We start from the raw sequence: 22,992 nt of genomic DNA on the forward strand, positions 1-22,992 counted from the left end.
GGGTCAGCCCCTTCCGAGGAGTCCGGAGGGCAGCGCGAGACCGAGCATGCCGCTGAAGGTGATCTGCACGACCGAGGCGAGGATGAACCCGACCGTCACGTTGCGCAGGAGGTTGCGGTTGCCGAGGCCGGTGGCCACGGTCGCGAACATGACGGTGGCCATGATCAGCCAGCCCACGGTCTCGATGAGGGCGGTGAAGGCGAGCAGACCGCCGAAGACCGTCAGCACGGCCCGCCAGTTGGTGTCGGCCGAGACCGCGGCCGCGGCCTCGCGGGCCGGCGCGGGCTTCGCGAGCGCGCTGCGCACCAGCCCCAGCGCGACCAGGACGGCGAGCACGGCGACGAGCCAGCCGGCACCCTGCGGGCCGAGCAGGCCGCCGTCGCCGACGACGTCCATCGTGAGGTTGCCGTGCACCAGCACGCCGGCCAGCACGAGCAGCAGCCCGGCGACGACGATCTCGCCGCGGCCGGCGATCGGCGTCGTACGACGCGTTCCCTCACCGGCGGCGGTCGGGGCGCTCACAGGATCCCCAGCTCGACCAGGAGCGCGTTCGTGCGCTCCTCCTCGACGGCGATGAAGGCGGCGAACTCGTCGGGGCCCATGAAGCTCTCCTCCCAGCGGTTGCGGTCGACAGCCTCGCCCCACGAGTCCGTCTCCCGCATCTCCTCGGTGATGGCGAGGAGCTCGTCGCGCTCCTCGTCGGTGATGCCCGGTGGCGCGAGCACGCCGCGCCAGTTGACGAGGTCGACGCCGTCGTAGCCCGCCTCCTGGACGGTCGGGGCGTCGACGCCGTCGAGGGGCTCGGGCGAGACGACGGCGAGGGCGCGCAGGCGTCCGCCCTCGATCAGGTCGCGGAAGTCGTTGTAGCCGCTGATGCCGACCGGCACGGTCCCGCTCGCGTTGGAGAGCAGGGAGAGCGTGAGGTCGCCGCCGCCGGCGTGCGGCGTGTACTGCAGGTCGCCCGGGTCGATGCCCGCGGCCCGCGCCAGCTGACCGGCCACCAGGTGGTCGACCGAGCCGGCCGAGCCGCCGCCGACCGGGAGGCCCGGGTCGGCCACCCAGGCCTCGACGAAGTCCTCGAGCGTCTGCCAGGGCGAGTCCTCCGGAACGGCGATGACCTCGAAGTCGTCGGCGAGCCGGGCGATCGGGGTGACGTCGGAGATGCGGCTCGAGCCGCCGCCCATCTCGACCCCGCCGACCATGGCGGCGCCGGTCATCATCAGCGTGGTCGCGTCGCCGTCGAACCGCACGAGCTGGCTCAGCCCGATGGTGCCGCCGGCGCCGGGCACGTTGACGACCTGCATGTTGTTGACGATGCCCTCGGTGCGCGTGGCCTGCTGGAACTCGCGGGCCGTGAGGTCCCAGCCACCGCCGGCGGCCGCGGGCGCGATCATCGTGACGGCCGAGCGGGCCTGGGCGCCGCCCTCGTCGCCACGGGCGTCCTGCACGGCGAAGAAGCCGGTCGTGGCGGCGAGCACGAGACCGACCCCCGCGGCGAGCAGGCCCTTGTCGCCGATCACGGCTTGGCCTTGACGGCGAGCACGTCGCAGTGGGCCGCGAGCAGGATCCGCTGGGCCGTGCTGCCCATCAGCAGCTTGCCGACGGGGGAGCGGTGGCGGATGCCGAGCACGACGAGGTCGGCATCGAGCCGCTCGAGGGTCGAGAGCACCGCGTCGACGGCGTCGCCCGCCACCACCCGCTCGACGCGCGCGTCCACGCCGGCCTGCGTCGCGGCGGCGAGCAGGGGCGCCAGCGCCTCGTCGGAGACGTGGTGGGGATCGGCCAGGCTGTCGTTCGACGACACGTTGAGCACGACCAGGTCGGTCCCACGCAGCCGCGCCTGGTCGAGAGCGGAGGCGAACGCGGCCCCTGCGGACGGCGCCGGGGTGTGGGCGAGGACGACGGTCATCGAGCTCCTTCGTGACGTGGTGCGAAGGGCGCGCGCGGCGCCCGGTGTGTGGCCACGGTCACGGAGCCGGTGGCGGGCGTCACCCTTGGCGACACAACGGACGAAGAGAAAGTTGTGGTCAGGGCGGGGACGCACCACGAGCGGGGCCCGGTCCGACCGGGCCCCGCTCGGGGTGGATGACGCTGTGACCTGGGACTACGGCTTGACCGCCAGCACCGGGCAGCCGGCGCCCAGCAGCACGCGCTGGGCAACGCTCCCCATGACCAGCTTGCCGACCGGCGAACGGCGTCGCAGGCCGATGACGATGACGTCCGCGCTCTCCTCGTCGGCCGCCTCGACGACGGCCTCGGCCACGTCGGCGGCGATCGGGCGTCGTACGACGAACTCGAGGCCCGAGGCGGTCAGCTCCTCCTCGAGGGTGGCCACGCGGTCGTCGTCGGCGTGGCGCTCGTCGACGTACGCGTCGCCGCGGGTCGCGTTGACGGCGACGATCCGTGCCGAGCGGCGGGTGGCCTCGGCGATGCCGTGCGCGAGCGCGGCCTGTCCGAAGTCGTCGGGGGTGTAGGCGATCAGGACGGTGTCGGTCGTGCTCATCGCACGGTCTCCTTCGAGGTCGGGCCGGAGGTGGGTCCGGAGGTGGTGTCGTCGTCGTTCAGCTCGGCCGCGATCTCGGTGGGCTTGCGCGGCGGGCGGACCCGGGCGAGCACCAGCGGGACGACGACCAGGAGGGCGATGATCACGTAGACGACGATCGCGACGGGCTCGTTGACCAGGCCGGCGACGTCGCCGTCCGAGATGGCGAGCGCCTCCCGCATCTTCGTCTCCATGAGGGGGCCGAGGATGACGCCCAGGATGAGCGGCAGCACCGGCAGCCCGAAGCGACGCATCAGCAGGCCGAGCAGGCCGAAGACGAGGAGCAGGAACAGGTCGAACGGCTGCTGGTTCGCCGTGTAGGCGCCCAGCGAGGCGAAGAACAGGATGCCGGCGTAGAGGTACGGGCGCGGGATCCGGAGCAGCTTCGCCCACAGCGGCGCGAGCGGCAGGTTGAGCACGAGCAGCAGGGTGTTGCCGATGAGCAGGCTGGCGAGCAGGGTCCACACGAGGTCGGCGTGCTCGGTCATCAGCTGCGGGCCGGGCTGGATGCCGTAGCCCTGGAGCGCGGCGAGCATGATCGTCGCCGTCGCGGTGACCGGCAGGCCGAGCGCGAGCAGCGGCACGAAGGTGCCGGCGGCCGAGGCGTTGTTGGCCGCCTCCGGACCCGCGACGCCCTCGATGGCGCCGTGGCCGAACTCGTGGCCCTTCTTCGCCAGGCGCTTCTCGAGCACGTAGGAGAGGAACGTCGGCGTCTCGGCGCCACCGGCCGGCACGGCGCCGAACGGGAAGCCGAGGGCGGTGCCGCGCAGCCACGGCTTCCACGACCGGCTCCAGTCGGCCTTGCCCATCCACGGGCGACCGACGGGGATGACGGCGAGCGGACGGCGACGCAGGTGCGCCGCGACCCAGAGGGCCTCGCCGAGGGCGAAGATGCCGACGGCGACCACCACGATGTCGATGCGGTCGGCCAGCAGGGGCTGGTCGAACGACAGGCGCGGCTGGCCCGTGTTGAGGTCGAGCCCGACGAGCCCGATCGTGAGGCCGAGGAACAGCGCGATGAAGCCGCGCAGCCGCGAGGAGCCGAGCACGCTGGTGACGAGCACCATCGCCATGAGCATGATCGCGAGGTACGACGGGGCGCCCACCTCGACGGCCACGCCGGCGAGGGCGGGGGCGAAGAAGACGACGAGCATCGTGCCGATGGTGCCGGCGATGAAGGACCCGATGGCGGCGGTGGCGAGCGCCTGGGCGGCCCGCCCCTTCTTCGCCATCTTGTTGCCCTCGAGCGCCGTCATCACCGACGCGGACTCACCGGGTGTGTTCAGCAGGATCGAGGTGGTCGACCCGCCGTACATGCCGCCGTAGTAGATGCCGGCGAACATGATGAACGCCTGCGTCGGCTCGAGGCCGAACGTGACGGGCAGCAGCAGGGCCACGGCCATGGCGGGGCCGATGCCGGGGAGGACGCCGACGAACGTGCCGAGCAGCACGCCGATCGCGGCCCACATGAGGTTCTCGGGGGTGACGGCGGTCGCGAGGCCGCCGGCGAGGAGCTCCAGACTCTCCATCTGTCCGCCCCCCTCAGAGGATTCCGTCGAGGATGCCGGGCGTCAGGGGGATCCCCAGGCCGACGTGGAACGCGTACCAGCTGCCGACCGAGAGCACGACGCCGATGAGGACGTCGCGCACCGGGGTCTTGCTGCCGAGCGACCAGGTGGCGCCGGCGAACAGGACGGCGCCGGTGATGGCCCAGCCGAGGAAGTCGACGGTCGCGATGGTGAAGACCAGCACGCCGACGAGCTTGGCGACCGTGAGCCAGTCGGACTTCTGCGAGAGGTCGATGTCCTCGCCCGAGTCCGGCTCCGGCACGTCGCCGCGCAGCGCGGCCACGGCGAGGAGCGCGCCGAGCAGGGTCATGACGGTGCCGATGACGTAGGGGAACGCCTTCGGGCCGACGGGGTCGGCGAAGCCGACGGTGAGGGTGCTGGCGTCGTACACGGTGTAGACGCCGACGACGACGAGCAGGGCGGCGAGGCCGAGCTGCGCGAGGTCGCGTTCGGGGGCCTCGGGCTGCGCCGTCCCCGGTGGGGTGGCCCCGTCCGGGGGCGAGGTGTCGACGGTCATCTGGTCGCCTGTCTGCGTGCTGGCCGGGGTGCCGGCGGGGGTGGTGACGGGGGTGGTGGGAGGTCGGTCGGGGGTGCTCATCGCAGCCCCAGCTCGTCGAGGGTGTCGGCGACCCGGGCGTCCTCGCTGGCGAGGAACTCGCCGAACTCGTCGCCGGTCTGCAGGGCGTCGATCCAGCCGTTGTCGGCCATCGCCTGCTGCCACTCGTCGGTCGCGTGCATCTCCTCGACCAGGGCGATCAGCTCGTCCTGGCGCTCCTCGGAGATGCCGGGCGGGGCGAGCACGCCGCGCCAGTTGTTGAAGACCAGGTCGACGCCGCCCTCGGTGACGGTGGGCACGTCGGCGAGCGTCTCGGTCTCGAGGCGCTCCTCGCCGGAGACGGCCAGCGCCCGCAGCTCGCCCGAGGCGATCTGGCCCTCGAACTCGCCGAGGCCGGAGAAGCCGACCTGGATCTTGTTGCCGAGCAGGGCGCTCGTGAGCGGGCCGCCGCCGTCGTACACGACGTAGCGGACCTCGCGCGGGTCGATGCCGGCCGCCTGCGCGAGCAGCATCGGGAAGAGGTGGTCGGGGCCGCCCACCGACGAGCCGCCGCCGACGACCACGGAGCCGGGGTCGGCGCGCCACGCGGCGAGGAAGTCCTCGAACGTCTCGAACGGCGAGTCGGCGGGCACGAGCACGCCCTCCTGGTCCTCGATCAGCTTGGCGATCGGGGTGGCGTCCTGCGGGCGGTAGTCGTTGCCGTTGGAGTAGAGCGAGCCGACGACGCCGAGACCCATGTAGAGCATGAGGTGCTCGTCGCCCTCGGCGTTCATGAGGCGCGACATCGCCACGGAGCCACCGGCGCCGATGATGTTGCTGATCTCGAAGTCGCCGCCCGTGAGGTCGTTGCGCTCCATGGCCGAGACCGCTGCGCGGCCCGTCTGGTCGTACCCACCCCCGGGGCTGTTGGGGATGTAGACCGTGAAATCGTTGCTGGCGTCGCCGCGCGTGACGCCGCAGCCCGCGAGCGCCGCGACGAGGGTCGTCGCGGCGGCGAGGGCTAGGGTCGCGCGACGGCGCGCGGACCTGCGGGGCTGTGGGACCTTCATGTGGGGAATGCTCACCATGGATGTGGGCTGCGTCACGCTTAGGGTCGCAAAGGAGGTTGTGTAACTTGCGGTCACGTACGGCGCCGGGCGCCCGGATGACGCTCGCGGGCCAGTTCCTGGTGCTGCAGCTGAGCGTCCTGCTCGTCGTGCTCCTGGTCGCCGGCTTCGTCACGCTGCAGCAGGCCGACACCTCCTTCCGCGACGAGCGGGGCTCCCGTCTGCGCCTCGCGGCGGAGGCCCTGGCCGGCACCGACGGGGTCCGGGAGGGCCTCGCGCGCGCGAACCCGCCGATCCAGCCGCTGACGGCGTACGCCGACGACACCCGCGTGCGCCTCGGCGCCGACGCCGTCTACCTCACCGACGCGACCGGACGGATCGTCACGGCCACCGACCCGACCCTGGAGGGCGACCAGCTCGACCTCGGCGACGGCTCCGTGCTGGAGCGCCGCAGCTGGGTGGGCGACGTCAACGTGCGCGACCGCGAGTCGGTGGCGGCCCTCGTGCCGGTGCTCGCCGACGACGGCACCCTCATCGGCACCGTGATGCTCGCCGAGACCTACCCCTCCTTCGCGGCCCAGGTCGAGAGCGCCGTGCCCGACCTCGGGGTGTTCCTCGGGCTGGGCCTCGCGCTCGGCGGGGCGGGGTCGTGGATGCTGTCGCGGCTCATCCGGCGCCGCACGCGCGGCCTCGAGCCCGCGGAGATCGCCGCCCTCGCCGACCAGCGCGAGGCGCTGCTGCACTCCCTGCGCGAGGGCCTCGTGGCCGTGGGCGACGACGGCCGCCTCACCGTCGTCAACGACACCGCCCGGGAGCTGCTCGACCTGAGCGAGCGGGTCGGGCCGGGCACGCTCCTCGCCGAGGTCGACCTGCCGCCGGAGGTGGCCGCCGTCCTGGCCGCCGACACGACCCGGGGCCGTGAGGACCGGGCCCCGGAGATCCGGGACGCGGTGCTCGTCGTCGGCGCCCGGGTGCTCGTCGTCAACCGCACGCGCGTGCGGGAGCCGGGGCGCACCGGTGGCGTCGTCGTGACGCTGCGCGACCACACCGAGCTGCTGGCCCTGCGCAGCGAGCTGCGCAACCGCGAGTCGGTCACCGAGACCCTGCGCGCGCAGACCCACGAGTTCGCCAACCGCCTGCACACCATCTCCGGGCTGCTGCAGCTGGGCGAGTACGACGAGGCCGCGGGCGCGATCGGTACGATCGTGCGTCGGCAGGCCGAGATCAGCGACGGCATCCGCGCGCGCGTCGAGGACCCGCAGGTCGCCGCCCTCCTGGTGGCGAAGGCGAGCCTCGCCGCCGAGCGCGGGCTCGCGATCGACCTCGTCGGCGACGACGTGCTGCCGCGGCTCGACCCCGACCTGGCGGCGGACGTCGGCACGGTGCTGGGCAACCTCGTCGACAACGCGGTGGACGCCGTGGCGGGCGCCGCGGGCAGCACCGGGGGTGGCCACGGCGCCGTACGCGTGCGGTTGTGGCACGCCGACGACGCGGCGTGGGTCGAGGTGGCCGACACGGGCGTGGGAGTCCCGGAGGAGGACCGGGCCCGGATCTTCGAGCGCGGCTGGTCGACGAAGCCGGCCGGCACGGGCGGTCGGGGCGTGGGGCTGGCGCTCGTGCAGCAGGTCTGCCAGCGTCGGGGCGGTGAGGTGACGGTGGACGAGAACGAGGAGGCCGGCGCGGTGTTCGCGGCGAGGCTGCCGGGCGACCGGCAGCGCACGGAGGTGCCCGGTGTCGGCGCCTGACCCCGGCGACGGCGCACGCGGGCCCGACCTGCGCGTGCTCGTCGTCGACGACGACTTCATGGTCGCCTCGATCCACAGCCGGTTCGTCGAGGCCGTGCCCGGCTTCGTGCCCGTGGGGGTGGCGGCGACCGGCGCGACCGCGCTCACCGAGATCGCGCGGCTGGCCCCCGACCTGGTGCTGCTCGACGTGCACCTGCCGGACCTCAGCGGCATCGAGGTGCTGCGGCGCCTGCGCGGCGACGGCGACGAGACCGGCGTCATCATGGTCACCGCCGCGCGCGAGGCCGACACGGTGCGCGCGGCCGCGGCCGCCGGGGCCGCCCACTACCTGGTGAAGCCCTTCGACCGCGACGACCTGGTCAGCCGCCTCGAGGTCTTCCGCCGCAACCTCGAGGCGCTGGAGGGGGTCGCCGCGCTCGAGCCCGCCGCCGCGGGCGCCGGCCGGTCGGAGCCGCGCGCCACCCAGGAGGCCATCGACGCCGTGTTCGCGCCCACCACCGGCGCCCGCGTCGTGCTGCCCAAGGGACTCTCCGCCGAGACCGCCGCCGGCGTGCTCACCCAGCTCGACCCCGTGGCCGAGATCTCCGCCGCCGACTGCGCCGAGAGCATGGGCATCTCGCGCGTCAGCGCGCGGCGCTACCTCGAGCACTTCGCCGAGACGGGGGAGGCCGCGGTGCGGTTGCAGTACGGCGGCGCCGGTCGCCCGCAGCGGCTGTACCGGCGCGCGAGGGGCTGACCGGGCCCGCCGGGTCGGCTACGGTCGGGGGACTCTATCGGGGGAGGCAGCCATGAGCCGACCGTTCTTCAGCACCTCGGGTGGTCTGTACGTCAAGCAGGTGGGCGCCGTGCTCGCCGTGGCGGCGGTGGTCGCGCTCGCCGTCCTGGGCCTGGCGCAGGTCGCCACGCTCGGCGACCTGGAGCTCGCGATCGCCCTCGCCGTCACGGTCGTCGCCGGCGTCGTCGTCTGGCGCCAGGTGGGCCGCCGGCACTCGCGGGTGCACTTCTCGACGTACGGCGACCGCGAGGCCGTCGTCGACGGCCAGCGGGTGTCGCGGCACGAGGAGCACCCCGCCGCGACCACGCAGCTGCGTGGCGGCACTGGCGGCTGACCTCCGTCGCTCCTACGGCGCCAGGATCCGCTGCAGGAACTGCTGCGTCCGCTCGACCTGCGGGTCACCGATGACCTGCGCGGCCGGGCCACGCTCGACGATCACGCCGCCGTCGAGGAACAGCACCTGGTCGGCCACCTGCTCCGCGAAGCGGATCTCGTGGGTCACGATCACGGTGGTCCAGCCCTGCTCGGCGAGGTCGCGGATCACGGCGAGCACCTCGCCGACCAGCTCGGGGTCGAGGGCCGACGTCGGCTCGTCGAAGAGCACCACCTGCGGCTTGAGCGCCAACGCCCGGGCGATGCCCACCCGCTGCTGCTGACCGCCGGAGAGCTGGAACGGGTGCTCGTCCTCCTTGTCGGTCAGACCGACCTGGGCCAGCAGCTGCCGGGCGTCGGCGACGGCCTCCTCGCGGGGGCGGCCCTGCGCGACGACCGGGCCCTCGATGACGTTCTCCAGCACCGACTTGTGCGGGAACAGGTGGTGGGACTGGAAGACCATCCCGCTCTGGGCACGCAGGCGCGCGACCTGGGCACGACCGGCCCGACCCGGCGGCAGCGTCGCGAAGTCAATCGCCACGTCGTCGATCGCGACCAGGCCGGCGTCGGGCTGGTCGAGCACGTTCAGCGAGCGCAGCACCGTCGTCTTGCCGGAGCCCGACGGCCCGATCACGACCGTCGACGTGCCCGCCGCGGCGGTGAGGTCGATGCCCTTCAGCACCCGGTTGTCGCCGAACGCCTTGGTGAGGCCCTCGACCCGGATGCGGGGCGTCTCGTCTGCGGCCAAGGGGGTCTCCTTCGTCGGGTCGGCGTGGGGCGGGGTGGGGCCGGGCGAGTCGCGGTCGGCGCTCACGCGACGTACCTGTCGAGCCGCTTCTCCAGCCGCGTCTGCGCCACGGAGAGGATCGTGCAGAGCACCCAGTAGTAGACCGCGGCGACGCTGTAGAGCGCGAGGTACTGGCCGTTCGCCCCGGCGGAGACCTGCGCGACGCGGAACAGCTCGGTGAGCAGCACCGTCGAGGCCAGCGACGTGTCCTTCGTCAGCGACAGCAGCGTGTTCGACAGCGGGGGTACGGCGGTGCGCGCGGCCTGCGGGAAGACGATGCGTCGCAGGGTCTGGCGGTAGTCGAGGCCGATCGTCGTGGCGGCCTCGAACTGCCCCTTCGGCACCGACAGGATGGCCGAGCGGACGACCTCGGAGGCGTACCCGGCCACGTTGAGGCTGAGCGCGATCGTGGCCGCCACGAACGGGTCGAGCCGGATCCCGATCTGGCCCAGGCCGAAGAAGACGATGAACAGCTGCACGAGCAGCGGGGTGCCGCGGATGATCGAGACGAACGCGCGAGCGAGGCCCGCGAGCACGCGGGAGCGGGAGATCCGGGCGAGGGCGACGGCCACCGCGAGCACCAGCCCGATCGCGAAGCTCACCACGGTGAGCGGGATCGTGATCTTGACCATCGCGACGAACATCGGCCAGGCGGTGTCCTGGACCGCCTCCCACGTGGTGCGGCCCTCGCGGCCGCCGCTGAGGTCCGCGTCGCCGCCGTCGGGCACCGAGACGTCGGCGCGGAAGTAGCTCTCCGAGATCTCGGCGAGGGTGCCGTCCTCCCGCAGGGCGTCGAGCGCGGCGTTCGCCTCCTCGGCGAGGGCCTGGTCCTCCTTGCGGAACGCGAGCACCTGCTCGCTGCCCTCGTCGCCGGCCTCGCCGGCGATCTTGATCTCGTCGGAGCCGGAGGTGTTGAGGTAGTCGAGCACCGCGATGTTGTCGTTGACGATCGCGTCGACCCGGCCCTGGGCGAGCAGCTCGGCGGCCGGGGCGAAGCCCTCGACCGTCTGCACGTCGGCTCCCGCCTCGCGGGCGATCTCGGCCCAGTTGCTCGTCGACGACTGGGCCGTGGTGACGCCCTCGAGGTCGTCGAGCGACGTGATCGAGTCGTCGTCGCTGCGCGTGACGATCACGCCCTGCGAGTAGGTGTACGGCTCCGACAGCGCGTAGCGGGCGTCGCGCTCCGGGTTGAACGAGATCTGGTTGGCGATCACGTCGATGCGTCCGGAGTCGAGCGCCGCGAAGATGGCGTCGAACTGCGACTCGACGAACTCCAGGTCCCACCCGGCCTCGTCGGCGACCGCCTCGATCACGTCGATGTCGTAGCCCGTGAGGTCGTCCTCCCCGCTGCCCTCGCGGTAGGTGAACGGCGGGTAGGTGCCCTCGGTGCCGACGCGGACGACGCGGCGGTCCTCGTCCTGCCCCGACGCTGCCTGGGTCGCGGCCTGGGTCGCGGCCTGGGTCGCCGCCTGGGTCGGGGACGGACCCGCGAGGCCGAGCACCGCCCCGGCGATCACGAGGGTGGCGAGCAGGGCCCCGAGGAGGGCGGCTGCGGTACGACGCATGGTCGCTCCTGGGGTGCTCGTGCGGGTGGCGGGACCGGGGTGTCGTGCCTCAGGCACGACGCGCCCACTCCTGCGCGATGAGCTCGTACGATCGCACCCTCGCGTCGTGGGCGTGCGTGATGGTCGTGATCGCGAGCTCCGCGGCGCCCGCCGCCTCCGCCACCTGGGCGAGCCGGTCGGCCACCTCGCCGGGGTCGCCGACGAGCTGGGTGCGCACCCGGTCGTCGACGAGCGCGTCGTCGGCGTCGGTCCACGGCAGGGCCGCGGCCTCGTCGGCGGAGGGGTAGGGGATCGCGCCCTCGCCGGCCCGGATGCTGCGCACCCAGTGGGCGTGGCCGGACGCCAGGTGCCGGGCCTCCTCGGTGGTCGGCGCGGCGACAGCGTCGACGGAGACCGCGACGTACGGCTCGGCCAGCGCTGCCGACGGCACGAACGCCGCGCGGTAGGCGTCGACCGCGTCGAGCACCGTGCTGGGGGAGTGGTGGTAGCTGGCCACGAACGGCAGCCCGCGGGCCCCGGCGACGGCGGCGCTGCGGCCCGCGGAGGCCCCGAGCACCCAGATCTCGACGTCGGCCCCCCGACCGGGAACGGCGGGCAGCTCGCGGCCGTCCGCGCCGTGGTGCTCGCCCCGGAGCAGCACTTGCACCTCTGCGATCTGCTCGTCGTAGTCGGGGGCCCAGGCGCCGGGCTGCTGGAGGAGGTCGAGGGTGTCGCCGAGCCGGGCACCGCCACCGCCCGACGACGGGTCGAACTGCGCCGGCAGGAGCAGGCCGTTGGGCGCGTGGGTGTCCTCGGCGTGCGCCGCCGCCGAGGCCTGCGCCCGGGCGGCGAGGAAGGAGGCAGCGGCACCCTGGCCGCCGCCTGCAGCCGCACCGGTCGTGCTCGAGGCGTCCGGCGCCGGGCGCGACGGCGACCGTCCGATGCCGAGGTCGATGCGGCCCGGGAACGCCGCGTCGAGCAGGCCGAACTCCTCGACGGTCGCGAGCGGGGTCCGGTGGCCGAACTGCACGCCCGCCGACCCGAGGCGGATCGTCGTCGTCGCTCCGCCCACGAGGGCGACCACGACGGCGGGGGAGACCCCGAGGAGGCCGGGGTTGAGGTGGTGCTCGGCGTACCAGAGACGTCGGTAGCCCGCGGCCTCGGCGGCGCGGGCGAGGTCGACCGCGTGCGCGAGGGCGGTCGGCTGGTCGTCGCCGCTGACGCGGGGCAGCAGGTCGAGGACGCTGAGGTGGGCGGTCATGCGGGCCTCCGGGCGGTCGAGGACGGGCTGGGCGGGTCGGTGGGGCTCGGCGGGTCCGGCGCCACGGCCGGGAGGCCGAGGTTCTCGCGCAGCGTCGCCCCGCCGTACGACGTGCGCAGCACCCCCTTGGCCTGCAGCAGCGGGACCACGTGGGTGGCGAAGTCGTCGAGCCCGCCGGGGGTGAGGTGGGGCACCAGGATGAAGCCGTCGGCCGCCCCGGTCTGCACCCGGTGGTCGATCTGGTCGGCCACGTCGGCGGGCGTGCCGACGAAGGTCTGGCGGGCGCTCACCTCGACCACGAGGTCGCGCAGGGAGAGGTCCTTCTCGTCGGCCAGGTCCCTCCACTGGCGCACCTGGCCCGCCACGTCGCCCGTGGGGCGCACCTGGCCCTGGAACAGCAGCGGGTCCTCGGGCTCGGGGAGCGGATCGACGTCGGGGAGGGGGCCGTCGGGGTCGTACGCCGAGAGGTCGCGGTTCCAGTAGCGCTCCAGGAACTGCTGCGCGGTCTGCCCGCTCACCTGCTGGCGGCGGATCTCCGCCGCCCGGACCTCGGCCTCCGCCGCCGTGTCGCCGAGCGCGAACGTGGCGGCGGGGAGGATGAGCAGGTGGTCGGGGTCGCGGCCCGCCGCGGCGGCGCGGGCCTTGAGGTCGGCCGAGAAGGCGCGGGCGCCGTCGAGGTCGCGGGCCAGGGTGAAGATGCCGTCGGCGTGGGTGGCGCCGAACCCGCGCCCGTCGTCGGAGTCCCCGGCCTGCAGCACCACCGGCTGCCCCTGGGGGCTCCGGGGCAGCGCGAACCGTCCGTCGACGTCGAAGTGTCGGCCGGCGTGCACGACGCGGTCGGGCCACGACGTCCAGAGCCGGCGCACGAGCGCGACGAACTCCGACGCCCGCGTGTAGCGGTCCTCGCGGGCGAGGAAGCCTCCGCGGCGGAAGTTCGCGCCCGTGAACGCGTCGGGTGAGGTGACCGCGTTCCACCCCGCCCGTCCGCCCGAGAGGTGGTCGAGGCTGGCGAGCTGGCGCGCCAGCTCCTCCGGCTCGTTGAAGGTCGTCGTCATGGTGCCGACGAGCCCGATGTGCTCCGTGACCGCCGACAGCGCGGCGAGCACGGGCAGGGTGTCGGGCCGGCCGACGACGTCGAGGTCGTGGATCCGGCCCTTCTTCTCCCGCAGCCGGAGCCCCTCGGCGAGGAAGAAGAAGTCGAAGCAGGCCCGCTCGGCGGTCTGCGCGAGCCGCACGAAGCTGTCGAAGGCGATGTGGCTCCCCGACGCCGGGTCGCTCCACACGGTCGTGTTGTTGACGCCCGGGAAGTGGGCACCCAGCCGCACCTGCCGCGGCGCCGGCTCGCTGGTCATGGCGCCTCCTCGGCGTAGCGGGAGACCGGCCGCTCGAGGCCGAGCCGGTCCCGCAGGGTCGTGCGGTCGGGGGCGTGCGCCGTCGACCCGCGTGCCGCGAGCAGCGGCAGGGTCTCGTCGAGCAGGCGTCGGACGTCGTCGGTGTGGGTCGCGGGTCGGAAGCGGACCCCGTCGAGGCCCGCGTCGGCCCAGGAGGTGACGAGGTCGGCCAGCTCGGGGGCGGTCCCGACGTGCAGGTGCGCGTCGCTGCGCCAGGGCCGGCCGGCCGCCTCCTCGAGGCGGGCGGCCCGGTCGTGGGCGTCGGCGGTGGTGCGTCCGAGCACGAACGCCACCTCGCCGAGCACCCGGAGGGGCGCGCCCGTGCGGCCCGCCGCGACCGAGGCCGCCCGGACCCGCGCCAGCGCGCCCGGCACGTCGTCGCCCGGGAACGGGCCGCCGGGCGTCACGAGCACCACGTCGGCCGAGGTGGCCGCGAGCGCGAACGCGCGCTCGTCGTGGGCCAGCACGACGACCGGTGGCCTGCCCTGCGGCGGTCGCGGCGTGATGAGCGGTCCCTTCACCGAGAACCCCTCGCCGACGAAGTCGACGTGGTGCAGCCGGTCGCGGTCCACGAACCGGCCGGTCGCGACGTCGCGGATCTCGGCGTCGTCCTCCCAGCTGTCCCACAGCCGGCCCAGCACCTCGACGACGTCGGTGGCGTCCGCGAAGACGTCCCGGCTCCCGTCGAACCGCGGCCCGCGGTGCTGGGCGTCGACCTTGATCCGCACGCCCGCCCGACCCAGCGACACGTGGTCGAGGGTCGCGACCGCCTTGGCCACGTGGAACGGCTCGGTCGACGTGACGACGACGGTCGGCACGAGCCCGATGTGCTCGGTGACGGGAGCCAGGGCGCTGGCGAGCAGCACGGCGTCAGGTACGCCGTACGTGCCGCGGCTCGGGCGGAAGGAGTCCTCCCAGGTGACCAGGTCGATCCCCGCCGCCTCCGCCCGGCGCACGAGCGGCGACCAGTACGACGCCCGCGCCGTCCGCGCCGCGTCCTGCGGCAGCAGCGCCGCCGCGCCCGGGTGCCAGCCGACGCCGTCGAGACCGAGCGCGAGGTGGAACCCCGGCCCGCTCATCGGGGGGCTCCCACGAGCACGAACACCGTCGGGGTGCGCAGCTCGAACCCGAGGTGCTCGTAGAGGCGGATCGCCCGGGTGTTCTGCGCGCCCGTGTGCAGGAACGGCACCTCGCCCCGCGCGCGGATCCCGCGGGCGACGTCGCGCAGGAGGCGCGAGGCCAGACCACGACCGACGTGCGCCGGGTCGGTGCAGACGGCGCTGATCTCGGTCCAGCCGGCGGGGTGCAGGCGCTCGCCGGCCATGGCGGCCAGCTCGCCGTCGGGCCCCCGGACGCCGAGGTAGGTGCCCATCGTCGCGGTGCGGCGCAGGAACGGGCCGGGGCGCGTGCGGCGGGTGAGGTCGAGCATCGCGGGGGTGTCGGCGTCGGGGTCGAGCACGGTCGTCGGGGCGTCGCCCTCGTCGCGGGCATCGACCAGTCGCGGCGTCGCGACCATCTGCACGCCGGGGATCGTCTCGACTACGCGCCAGTCGGGCGGCACCTCGAGGCCGGGGGCGGAGAGCACGATCGCCTCGCCGGGGTCGAGCAGCCCGGCGAGCGCGTCCCAGGAGGCCGGGTCGCGGTGGTCGCGCAGGGCGGCGAACGGCGACACCTCGGCGGGGTAGCGGCGGGCGAGGTCGCCACCGACGGCCAGCGCGGCGTGGGCCGGGCCGGTGAGCGAGGCCCAGACCGCGTTGTCGAGGGGGTCGGGTCCGGCGGTCGGGTCGAGGATCTCGTCGAGCGGGACGGTCACGTGTGCCTCCTCAGGTCGTCGTGCGGTCCCCAACCTAAGTCGATCAGGGCACTGCTGATTCCCCGGCCCGAGGGGTGGCGGCGGGGAGCGCCGTGGGGATCGCCGCCGGCGTCGCCCGGGCGTGCACCGCGATGGCCGCGAGGATCAGCACCCCGCCGGCCACCCCGGCCACGCCGAGCCGCTCGCCGAGCAGCAGGGCGGCCAGCACGGCGGCCGTCACCGGCTCGAGGAGGGTCGCGATGGTGGCGGCGCTGCTCGAGGTCGAGCGCAGGCCGGCGTAGAGCAGCCCGTAGGCGAGCGCCATCGTGGCGACGCCCAGCCACGCGAGCCAGGCGATCGAGACCGGGTCGGTCGTGCCCACCGGCAGGCCCCGGGCGACGTCGACCGCGGCGAAGGGCAGGAGCGCGAGGGCCCCGACGGTGGTGGCGACGGTGGTGAGGGCGAGGGGGGAGGCCGCCCGGCTGACGGTCCGGCCGACGAGGGTGGTGGCGGCGTACCCCAGCGCGGCGACGACGGCCGCGGCCACGCCGAGCAGCGGGGCGGGACCGGTGCCGGCGCTGGCCCCGGCGTACGAGACGAGCCCCAGGCCGAGGAGGGCCGCCGCCAGCGCCACGACCTCGCCCCCGCGGGGCGGCCGGCGCTCGGTGACGCACTCGACGACGGTGACCATCACGGGGGCCAGGCCCAGGGCGACGACGGTGGCGACGCCCACCCCGACCGCGAGGACGGCCGCGAAGTAGAGGCCCTGGTAGGCGGCCGTCGCGACGCCGACGGCGACGGCCCGCACGGGGTGGCGGCGCAGCAGGTCGACGACGGCGGGGGCCTGCCGGAGCACGACCACGACGAGGAGCAGCACGACGGCGGCCAGCCCCATCCGCCAGGCGCTGACGGCCCCGGCCGAGAGTCCGGCGCGGTCGTGCACGACGTGCACCCCGAGGCCGCCCGTGCCCCAGAGGATGCCGGCGGCGCTGACCTGGAGGAGACCTGCCCGGCTGTGCACGGCGCGAGCCTAGGGCGTCGGCCCGGGCCGACGCGACGGGATTGCCGCGGGCTCCCTACGGGTGAGCCCCGTTTACACCGTCGGTGGTGGTCCCTACTCTGATGCGATGAACTCGGGTGCACGTCCTCCGCTCTCCTCTCGTCGGAGGTCGCGTCGCCACGGCGCGCTCGTCGCCGTCCTCACCGCCGCGCTGCTCGTCACGCCCGGCCTCGCGTACGGCGCGCAGCCCTCCCCGGCCGAGCCGACGGCACCGGCCGACCCCTCCACCCCGGCCGAGCCGACCGCGCCCGCGGAGACGACGACCCCCGCGGAGCCGTCCGCTCCCGCGGAGCCGAGCACCCCGGCCGAGCCGTCGACCCCCGCGGAGCCGACCGCTCCGGCGCAGCCCGGCCCGCCGCCGACCTCGGCCCCCCGGGCCGCGGCCGGCACGCAGATCAGCGTCAGCGGGCCCGCCGGCTACAAGGGTCAGCAGGTCGACGTGACCATCCGCGTCACCGGCGGCGACGGAGCCGGCCTGAGCGGCGTCCCGGTGCGGGTCGAGCGTGCGGCCGGCACCGTCTGGCAGCCCGTCGCCAACCTCACCACCGGCGCCGACGGCACCACGACCGCCACCGTCACGCTCGCGGGCACGACGCGCGACAACAACGTGCGGGCGATCTTCGCCGGCAACGACGCGAACGCCGCGGGCTACGGCCGGGCGATCGTCCCGCTGCGCCTGCGCACGGCGGTCGTCGACCTCGTGACCGCCACGTCCGTGCGCGACGAGAGCCCGCTGAAGATGTGGTACGCGGTGCGTGACGAGACCGGCGCCCCCGTCCAGGGCCGCGTCGAGGTCCACGCGAACGCCGGCGCCGGCTACCAGCTGCTCGGCACGGCCCCGACCGCGGCCAACGGCGGCGGCTCGGTGACGTTCCGCCCGCGCACGGGCACGAAGTACCGGGTCGTCTTCCGCCCGCTGGAGTGGATCGGGCAGGGCATCAGCGCCGAGCGCTGGGTCGCCAACCTGCCCTACACGAACCCCGTCGTGCTGCCCGCCGGTGCGCCCCGCCCGTCGGTCGCCCGCCCGTGGGCGCCGCGTGCGACCGTGCCGGGCCCCAACGCCCAGGTCTTCGCGATCCCCAACCACATCTGGAACGACATGGTCGGCGTCAGCTGGCGCTCCGGGTGCCCCGTGGGGCGCGCCGACCTGCGACTGGTGCGCGTCAACTACATCGGGTTCGACGGCTACCGCTACCAGGGCGAGATCGTCGTGAACAAGGCCATCGCGTCCCGCACGGCGCAGCTGTTCGCCCGCCTGCACGACGGCGGCGTGCCGATCCGGTCGATGGTGCGGCCCGACGTCTTCGGCTACTCCTCGCGCGTCGGCGGTGCCGACGACTACCGGTCGATGGCGGCCGACAACACCTCCGGCTTCAACTGCCGCAGCGTCGTCGGCAGCCCGGGGAGGCGCTCGCCGCACTCCACCGGCCGCTCGATCGACCTCAACCCGTGGGAGAACCCCTACAGCTCGGCCCAGGGCGTCGTGCCCAACACGTGGTGGCTCAACCGTAGCCACCCCGACGTGGCCTGGCGCAGCCGCTCGCACCGGGTCGTGCAGATCATGGCGAGCTACGGCTTCCGCTGGACCTACGGCCTCGGCGACATCCACCACTTCGACGGCTGAGCCCGTGGCCGCCGCTCCCGACGGCTGCGTCTTCTGCGGCATCGTCGCCGGAACGACGCCGGCCGACGTGGTGCACACCGACGACCGGCTGGTGGCGTTCCTCGACGTGCGTCCCGTCTTCAAGGGCCACGTGCTGCTCGTGCCGCGCGAGCACGTCGTGACGCTGCCCGAGCTGCCCGCCGACCTGCGCGAGGACTTCCTCGCCACGGCGCAGCGGCTGTGCACGGCCGTCGTCGACGCGCTGGGGGCGCAGGGCTCGTTCGTGGCGATCAACAACGTGGTCAGCCAGTCGGTGCCCCACCTCCACCTCCACGTCGTGCCCCGCACCAGGGGCGACGGCCTGCGCGGGTTCTTCTGGCCGCGCCAGAAGTACGCCGACGGCGAGCGGGCGGCGTACGCGGAGAGGTTGCGTGTGGCCCTGGTCACCTGACGTCGGTGGCGGGTCCTAGAGTGACGCGCGCCAGGTCACACGGGCCGTCATCAGCCGTCATCAGCCAGAAGGAGTCGTCATGGGTCGGTACGACGCACGCGTCGCAGTCATCACGGGAGCCGCGCGCGGCATCGGGTTCGGTACGGCGCAACGCCTCGCGAGCGAGGGCGCCTCGATCGCGATCCTCGACCTCGACGAGCAGGCCGCCGCCGACGCCGCCGGTCGTCTCGAGCTGGTCGACGGCGCCCGCGCCGTGGGCGTCGGGGCCGACGTGGGCGACGCCGCCTCCGTCGACGCCGCCGTGGAGCGGGTCGTCGCCGAGCTCGGCGGTCTGCACGTGCTCGTCAACAACGCCGGCGTGACGCGCGACAACCTGCTGTTCAAGATGACCGAGGTCGACTGGGACATGGTCATGAACGTGCACCTCAAGGGCGCCTTCCTCATGACGAAGGCGGCGCAGAAGCACTTCGTCGAGCAGCGCTACGGCAAGGTCGTGAACCTCTCGAGCACGTCGGCGCTGGGCAACCGCGGGCAGGCCAACTACTCGGCCGCCAAGATGGGCATCCAGGGCTTCACCCGCACGCTCGGCCTCGAGCTCGGCCCCTACGGCATCAACGTCAACGCCGTGGCCCCCGGCTTCATCGCGACCGAGATGACCGACGCCACCGCGGCCCGGCTCAAGCTCAGCGTCGAGGACTTCCGGGCCGGCGTCGCCGACCACAACCCCGTCAAGCGCATCGGGCACCCGGAGGACATCGCGGCCGCGGTCGCGTTCCTCGCCAGCGACGAGGCGTCCTACATCACGGGCCAGACCCTGTACGTCGACGGCGGCGCCACGCTCGTCTGACCGGCGCGCCACCGACCGGCGCGGCCCCTCCCTCGGCAGACTGCGTGCCATGACACCTCGCACCAGGGGAGTGGTCGCGCTGGCGGCCGTCGGCGTGCTGCTGGCCGGCTGCTCGCAGGGCGACCCGGAGGCCATGGGGCCCGACGGTCCGGCGGAGACGCCGGGTGCGTCCGGCGCGCCCACCGACGCCGGGCCGACCGTCTGGCCCTACACCGGGCTGCCCGCCACCGACGGCGACGCGACGCGTCCGCTCCTGGTGGTCAAGATCGACAACACCCGGTCGAGCTCCCCGCAGGTGGGCCTGAGCCACGCCGACCTCGTGGTCGAGCAGCTGGTCGAGGGCGGCGAGGCGCGGTTGGCCGTGTTCTTCCAGACCGACGTGCCCGACGAGGTGGGTCCGGTGCGCTCGATGCGCGCGACCGACATCGGCATCGTGCCCGCCGACCACGCCACGATCGTGACGAGCGGCGCGGCCGCGCGGACCCTGCGGCGCATCGACGAGGCCGGCATCGACTACGTCGAGGAGGGCGCCCCGGGCTTCTACCGCGCGGCCGGCCGCACCTCGCCGTACGACCTGTTCGCCGATCTGCTCGAGGTCGAGTCCGACCTGACGGCCGACGGTGGTCGCGCCGACGACTACCTGCCGTGGGGCGTGTCGGCCGCGTACGACGAGGGTGCCCCGGCCACCGAGATCGACGCGGTGTTCTCCACCGCCCACACGACGAGCTGGGAGCTGCAGGACGACGGCCGCTACCTCCCGACGTCGTCCTTCGCCGCGGACGACGACGAGTTCGTGGCCGACACGGTCGTCGCGCTCGAGGTGGACGTCGTCGACGCGGGCTACCTCGACCCGGCCGGCAACCCCGTCCCGGAGTCGCTGCTCGAGGGCTCGGGCACGGCCACCGTGTTCCACGACGGGCGCGCGGTCGAGGCGGAGTGGTCGAAGGACTCCCCGGGCGACGCGCTCGAGCTCACCACCGACGACGGGCCGCTGCTCGTGCCGCCGGGCCACACGTGGATCGAGCTCCTGCCGAGCACGACGGGGTCGCTGGACTACCGCTGAGCCGGGCGCGGCGGGCGTCGTCGTGCGGTGTGAGCGACAGGGCGGACGGGGCGCGTGCACCGCGACCCGTCGCCGTACGAGGTGGTCGAGCGGGGTCAGTCGATCGGGTCGGCATCGGGGTCGACCTCGGCGTCCGCCGAGTCGGTGCCCTCGTCGAAGTCCTCGGTGGTGGGCAGCTCGACGCCGGCCTCCCGCACGAGCTGCATCCCGCTGATGATGTAGCCGATGGCGACCTCGACGCGGTGGCTGGCGCCGGCCGGGTCGTCGCTGTCGGCGACCAGCTCGCCGGCCGCCGACATGGCGCCGAAGAAGATGCTGCTGAACGACTGGAGCAGCAGGTCGTCGACCTTGCGCCGCTTGTCGGTGAGGATCGCGGCCACCATGTCGTGGATGATCGCGTAGCTCGAGCGCTCCTCGTGCTCGCGGAAGCGCTCGTAGCCCAGGACGGCCGGCCCCTCCTGCACGACCACGCGGCGGTACGTCGGCTGCTGCACCACCTGGAGGAACGTGCGGAGGCCGACGACGGCCTTCTCCCAGGGGTCCTTCTCCTCCTTCATCGCCTTCGAGATGACGAGGACGGCCTCGCCCTCGACCTTCTCGAAGACGGCCTCGAAGAGCGCGCGCTTGCCGTGGAAGTGGTGGTAGAGCGCGCCCTTGGTCACCTCGGCGCCCGCGACGATCGCGTCGAGGGAGGCGCCGGCGTACCCGGCGTCGGTGAAGAGGCGCTCCGCCACGTCGACGAGGGCCCGCTTGGTGGAGGCGGAGTACTGGGCCCGTCGGCTGGTGCCGGGGACCCCGATGCCCTGGCGCAGCAGCTTGGACGCGGTCGACTTGGTCATCGCGGCCCAGCATAGGTCCGGGTAACGGACGTCACGGCGCTCAGCCCTTCGGCATACCGGTGGTCGGCTGCATACTCGGAGTACGTACCGAAGGTATGTGAAGCACTGTGAAGGAGAAGCCCATGACCTGGAATGCGTACCACCGGCGCGGCGAGGTCCTCTCGACGGCGATCGCCACCGCGGACGCCCGTCTCGACGGCCGTCTCCCCACCGACCTCGACGGGGTCCGCGCCACCTTCGCGGACGACCTCGACCTGCTCGGCACCCTCCAGCTGCGCTGGCACACCCGGCTCTCGGGCCGCATCGACGCCGCGCTGGCGACCCAGCCCCTCGACCTCGAGGAGGCCGTGGCCACGGCCTGGGCCGGCACGGCGGCCGACATGCCCGGCGTCCGCGCGATCCTCGACGGCCCCGCGGCCGACGAGATCGGCGGCCACGCCGTCCGGGTGATGGCGGGGGCCCGCGCCAAGGAGCGCGCCATGCTCGCCGCGATGGCCGGACGCTCGAGCTTCGACGACTCCGTCGGCGCCGTCGCCGGCGCGGCGATCGAGGAGCGGGCGCGCCAGCTCCTCGCCTCCGGCGCCGTGGGCGGCACCGCCCGGAGCGCCACGACCGACCCCGGTGCCTCCGGCCTGCTGGGCCGCCTGCGCGCCGCGCTCGCGGCCTAGGGAGCGTCCTGACCGTGCGCGCCGACCGACGCCCCCGCGGCCACCCCCGCGGGGGCGTCGACGTGCGCTGGGCGGTGGCGGCATAGTGGACGCCATGTCATCCCCCAGCGCCGGGACTCCCGGCTCCGGGGCGCTCGGCTCCGGGATGCTCCTGGTCGCGACGCCGGAGCTGAACGACCCGAACTTCCACGAGACCGTCATCTTCCTCCTCGACAGCGACGCCGACGGGGCGCTCGGGGTGGTGCTCAACCGGCCCTCGCCCGTGCTGGTGGCCGACGTGCTCGACCAGTGGCGCGACATCGTCACCGGGCCCGACGTGCTGTTCCAGGGCGGCCCCGTCAGCACCGACGGCGCCCTCGGCCTGGCCCGCCCGCTGAGCGACGCCGACCGGCCGGTCGGCTACCGCGAGGTCGTCGACGGCCTCGGTGTCGTCGACCTCGACACCCCCGTGGAGCTGCTCGACGGCGGGCTCGCCGCCTTCCGGATCTTCGTGGGGTACGCCGGCTGGGGTCCCGGCCAGCTGGACGCCGAGGTCGAGGAGGGCAGCTGGTACGTCGTGCCCGCGCAGCTCTCCGACGTGTTCGTCGCGGAGCCGGCCGACCTCCGGCGCGACGTGCTGCGCCGCCAGCCGGGCGAGGAGGCGTGGATCTCCACGCGTCCGGCCGACCCGACCCTCAACTGACCCGTAGAATCCTCCGGGTGAGCACACGAATCGGATTCTCCGGCCCCGGCACCGACGGTGGCACGAGCGTCATCGAGGACCGTCGTACGGTCCCGACCGACGACGGTGACCACGAGCGCTTCAGCCACTACGTCCCGAAGGACAAGCTGACCGAGGCCATGGTGCTGGGCACGCCCGTCATCGCCCTCTGCGGCAAGGTCTGGGTGCCGAGCCGCGCCCCCGAGAAGTTCCCGGTCTGCCCGGACTGCAAGGAGATCTGGGAGTCCATGAAGGACGGTTCCGGCGACAGCGGTTCCGGCGACAAGGCGTGACGGGGCAGGTGCCCGGCAACGGGACGCCTGAGCCCACCCCCGTCGACCTCTCGCCCGCGTGGCCGGACCGTGCGGCCTGGGGCACGGCG

Annotated in this window: 25 protein-coding genes; 10 read left to right on the plus strand and 15 right to left on the minus strand. The window is 74.2% G+C overall.

Going from position 1 to position 22,992, the window contains the following annotated elements; all coding sequences use genetic code 11:
* Positions 1–3: 3 nt before the first annotated feature.
* From K329_RS0107715 to K329_RS0107745, 7 genes are all read right to left on the minus strand, one after another.
* On the minus strand, positions 4–522 hold the full coding sequence (locus tag K329_RS0107715) for a tripartite tricarboxylate transporter TctB family protein (protein ID WP_028472585.1): 519 nt from the start codon (positions 520–522) through the stop codon (positions 4–6).
* Positions 519–1,520 (minus strand): Bug family tripartite tricarboxylate transporter substrate binding protein, encoded by a 1,002-nt coding sequence (locus K329_RS0107720; RefSeq protein ID WP_028472586.1) that lies wholly within the window; start codon positions 1,518–1,520, stop codon positions 519–521. The genes K329_RS0107715 and K329_RS0107720 overlap by 4 nt, the downstream gene beginning before the upstream one ends.
* A complete protein-coding gene (locus tag K329_RS0107725; RefSeq protein ID WP_028472587.1) occupies positions 1,517–1,909 on the minus strand; it encodes a universal stress protein in 393 nt (130 codons plus the stop codon). The genes K329_RS0107720 and K329_RS0107725 overlap by 4 nt, the downstream gene beginning before the upstream one ends.
* Before the next feature lie 195 nt (positions 1,910–2,104).
* The gene (locus K329_RS0107730) at positions 2,105–2,503 is read right to left on the minus strand and encodes a universal stress protein (RefSeq protein ID WP_028472588.1); all 399 of its coding nucleotides are present in this window, start codon (positions 2,501–2,503) and stop codon (positions 2,105–2,107) included.
* Positions 2,500–4,071: a tripartite tricarboxylate transporter permease gene (locus K329_RS25400; RefSeq protein ID WP_052336538.1), complete on the minus strand. Its 1,572-nt coding sequence runs from the start codon at positions 4,069–4,071 to the stop codon at positions 2,500–2,502. The genes K329_RS0107730 and K329_RS25400 overlap by 4 nt, the downstream gene beginning before the upstream one ends.
* Positions 4,072–4,084: 13 nt before the next feature.
* Positions 4,085–4,708 carry a tripartite tricarboxylate transporter TctB family protein gene (locus K329_RS0107740; RefSeq protein WP_245596479.1) on the minus strand — a complete coding sequence of 208 codons (624 nt, stop codon included), beginning with the start codon at positions 4,706–4,708 and terminating at the stop codon, positions 4,085–4,087.
* Complete coding sequence (locus K329_RS0107745) at positions 4,705–5,715, minus strand: Bug family tripartite tricarboxylate transporter substrate binding protein (RefSeq protein WP_028472590.1); 1,011 nt, start codon at positions 5,713–5,715, stop codon at positions 4,705–4,707. Before K329_RS0107745 ends, K329_RS0107740 begins: the two co-directional genes overlap by 4 nt.
* Positions 5,716–5,780: 65 nt before the next feature.
* Here K329_RS0107745 and K329_RS25405 point away from each other — a divergent pair, with 65 nt between their 5' ends.
* Genes K329_RS25405 through K329_RS0107760 form a run of 3 tightly spaced genes read left to right on the plus strand, consistent with a single transcriptional unit; the run spans position 5,781 to position 8,566 of the window.
* A complete protein-coding gene (locus K329_RS25405; RefSeq protein WP_169721580.1) occupies positions 5,781–7,457 on the plus strand; it encodes a sensor histidine kinase in 1,677 nt (558 codons plus the stop codon).
* Complete coding sequence (locus K329_RS0107755) at positions 7,444–8,193, plus strand: response regulator (protein WP_245596480.1); 750 nt, start codon at positions 7,444–7,446, stop codon at positions 8,191–8,193. The genes K329_RS25405 and K329_RS0107755 overlap by 14 nt, the downstream gene beginning before the upstream one ends.
* Positions 8,194–8,245: 52 nt before the next feature.
* Positions 8,246–8,566 carry a hypothetical protein gene (locus tag K329_RS0107760; RefSeq protein ID WP_028472592.1) on the plus strand — a complete coding sequence of 107 codons (321 nt, stop codon included), beginning with the start codon at positions 8,246–8,248 and terminating at the stop codon, positions 8,564–8,566.
* A 12-nt stretch (positions 8,567–8,578) separates the two neighbouring features.
* On the opposite strand, the gene K329_RS0107765 is transcribed toward K329_RS0107760, so the two are convergent.
* From K329_RS0107765 to K329_RS25415, 7 genes are all read right to left on the minus strand, one after another.
* The gene (locus K329_RS0107765; protein ID WP_052336625.1) at positions 8,579–9,352 is read right to left on the minus strand and encodes an amino acid ABC transporter ATP-binding protein; all 774 of its coding nucleotides are present in this window, start codon (positions 9,350–9,352) and stop codon (positions 8,579–8,581) included.
* Between the two features lie 62 nt (positions 9,353–9,414).
* Positions 9,415–10,956, minus strand: a complete 1,542-nt coding sequence (locus K329_RS30230; RefSeq protein WP_084541096.1) for an ABC transporter substrate-binding protein/permease — start codon at positions 10,954–10,956, stop codon at positions 9,415–9,417.
* A 49-nt stretch (positions 10,957–11,005) separates the two neighbouring features.
* Complete coding sequence (locus K329_RS0107780) at positions 11,006–12,196, minus strand: LLM class flavin-dependent oxidoreductase (RefSeq protein WP_028472594.1); 1,191 nt, start codon at positions 12,194–12,196, stop codon at positions 11,006–11,008.
* Positions 12,193–13,548 (minus strand): LLM class flavin-dependent oxidoreductase, encoded by a 1,356-nt coding sequence (locus K329_RS0107785; protein ID WP_028472595.1) that lies wholly within the window; start codon positions 13,546–13,548, stop codon positions 12,193–12,195. Before K329_RS0107785 ends, K329_RS0107780 begins: the two co-directional genes overlap by 4 nt.
* Positions 13,545–14,666 (minus strand): LLM class flavin-dependent oxidoreductase, encoded by a 1,122-nt coding sequence (locus tag K329_RS0107790; protein WP_028472596.1) that lies wholly within the window; start codon positions 14,664–14,666, stop codon positions 13,545–13,547. Before K329_RS0107790 ends, K329_RS0107785 begins: the two co-directional genes overlap by 4 nt.
* Entirely contained in the window at positions 14,663–15,400 is a 738-nt protein-coding gene (locus K329_RS0107795; RefSeq protein WP_052336540.1) for a GNAT family N-acetyltransferase, read from the minus strand. Before K329_RS0107795 ends, K329_RS0107790 begins: the two co-directional genes overlap by 4 nt.
* A gap of 43 nt (positions 15,401–15,443) precedes the next feature.
* On the minus strand, positions 15,444–16,400 hold the full coding sequence (locus tag K329_RS25415; protein ID WP_084541097.1) for a DMT family transporter: 957 nt from the start codon (positions 16,398–16,400) through the stop codon (positions 15,444–15,446).
* A gap of 106 nt (positions 16,401–16,506) precedes the next feature.
* On the opposite strand from K329_RS25415, the gene K329_RS31885 reads away from it, so the two are divergent.
* From K329_RS31885 to K329_RS0107820, 4 genes are all read left to right on the plus strand, one after another.
* Positions 16,507–18,063 (plus strand): M15 family metallopeptidase, encoded by a 1,557-nt coding sequence (locus K329_RS31885; protein ID WP_052336541.1) that lies wholly within the window; start codon positions 16,507–16,509, stop codon positions 18,061–18,063.
* Positions 18,064–18,067: 4 nt separating this feature from the next.
* Positions 18,068–18,493, plus strand: coding sequence for an HIT family protein (locus tag K329_RS0107810; protein WP_028472598.1), 426 nt, complete (start codon positions 18,068–18,070; stop codon positions 18,491–18,493).
* A gap of 79 nt (positions 18,494–18,572) precedes the next feature.
* Positions 18,573–19,340 (plus strand): SDR family NAD(P)-dependent oxidoreductase, encoded by a 768-nt coding sequence (locus tag K329_RS0107815; RefSeq protein WP_028472599.1) that lies wholly within the window; start codon positions 18,573–18,575, stop codon positions 19,338–19,340.
* A 49-nt stretch (positions 19,341–19,389) separates the two neighbouring features.
* Entirely contained in the window at positions 19,390–20,403 is a 1,014-nt protein-coding gene (locus tag K329_RS0107820) for a DUF3048 domain-containing protein (protein WP_084541098.1), read from the plus strand.
* A 95-nt stretch (positions 20,404–20,498) separates the two neighbouring features.
* On the opposite strand, the gene K329_RS25425 is transcribed toward K329_RS0107820, so the two are convergent.
* Complete coding sequence (locus K329_RS25425; protein ID WP_084541099.1) at positions 20,499–21,242, minus strand: TetR/AcrR family transcriptional regulator; 744 nt, start codon at positions 21,240–21,242, stop codon at positions 20,499–20,501.
* Between the two features lie 122 nt (positions 21,243–21,364).
* Here K329_RS25425 and K329_RS0107830 point away from each other — a divergent pair, with 122 nt between their 5' ends.
* From K329_RS0107830 to K329_RS0107840, 3 genes are all read left to right on the plus strand, one after another.
* Positions 21,365–21,910: a hypothetical protein gene (locus K329_RS0107830; protein ID WP_028472601.1), complete on the plus strand. Its 546-nt coding sequence runs from the start codon at positions 21,365–21,367 to the stop codon at positions 21,908–21,910.
* Positions 21,911–22,004: 94 nt separating this feature from the next.
* A complete protein-coding gene (locus K329_RS0107835) occupies positions 22,005–22,592 on the plus strand; it encodes a YqgE/AlgH family protein (RefSeq protein ID WP_043642553.1) in 588 nt (195 codons plus the stop codon).
* A gap of 71 nt (positions 22,593–22,663) precedes the next feature.
* The gene (locus K329_RS0107840) at positions 22,664–22,903 is read left to right on the plus strand and encodes a DUF3039 domain-containing protein (RefSeq protein WP_245596504.1); all 240 of its coding nucleotides are present in this window, start codon (positions 22,664–22,666) and stop codon (positions 22,901–22,903) included.
* The last annotated feature ends 89 nt before the right edge of the window (positions 22,904–22,992 follow it).

It is taken from the genome of Nocardioides alkalitolerans DSM 16699, from assembly GCF_000426525.1.
Lineage (GTDB): Bacteria > Actinomycetota > Actinomycetes > Propionibacteriales > Nocardioidaceae > Nocardioides > Nocardioides alkalitolerans.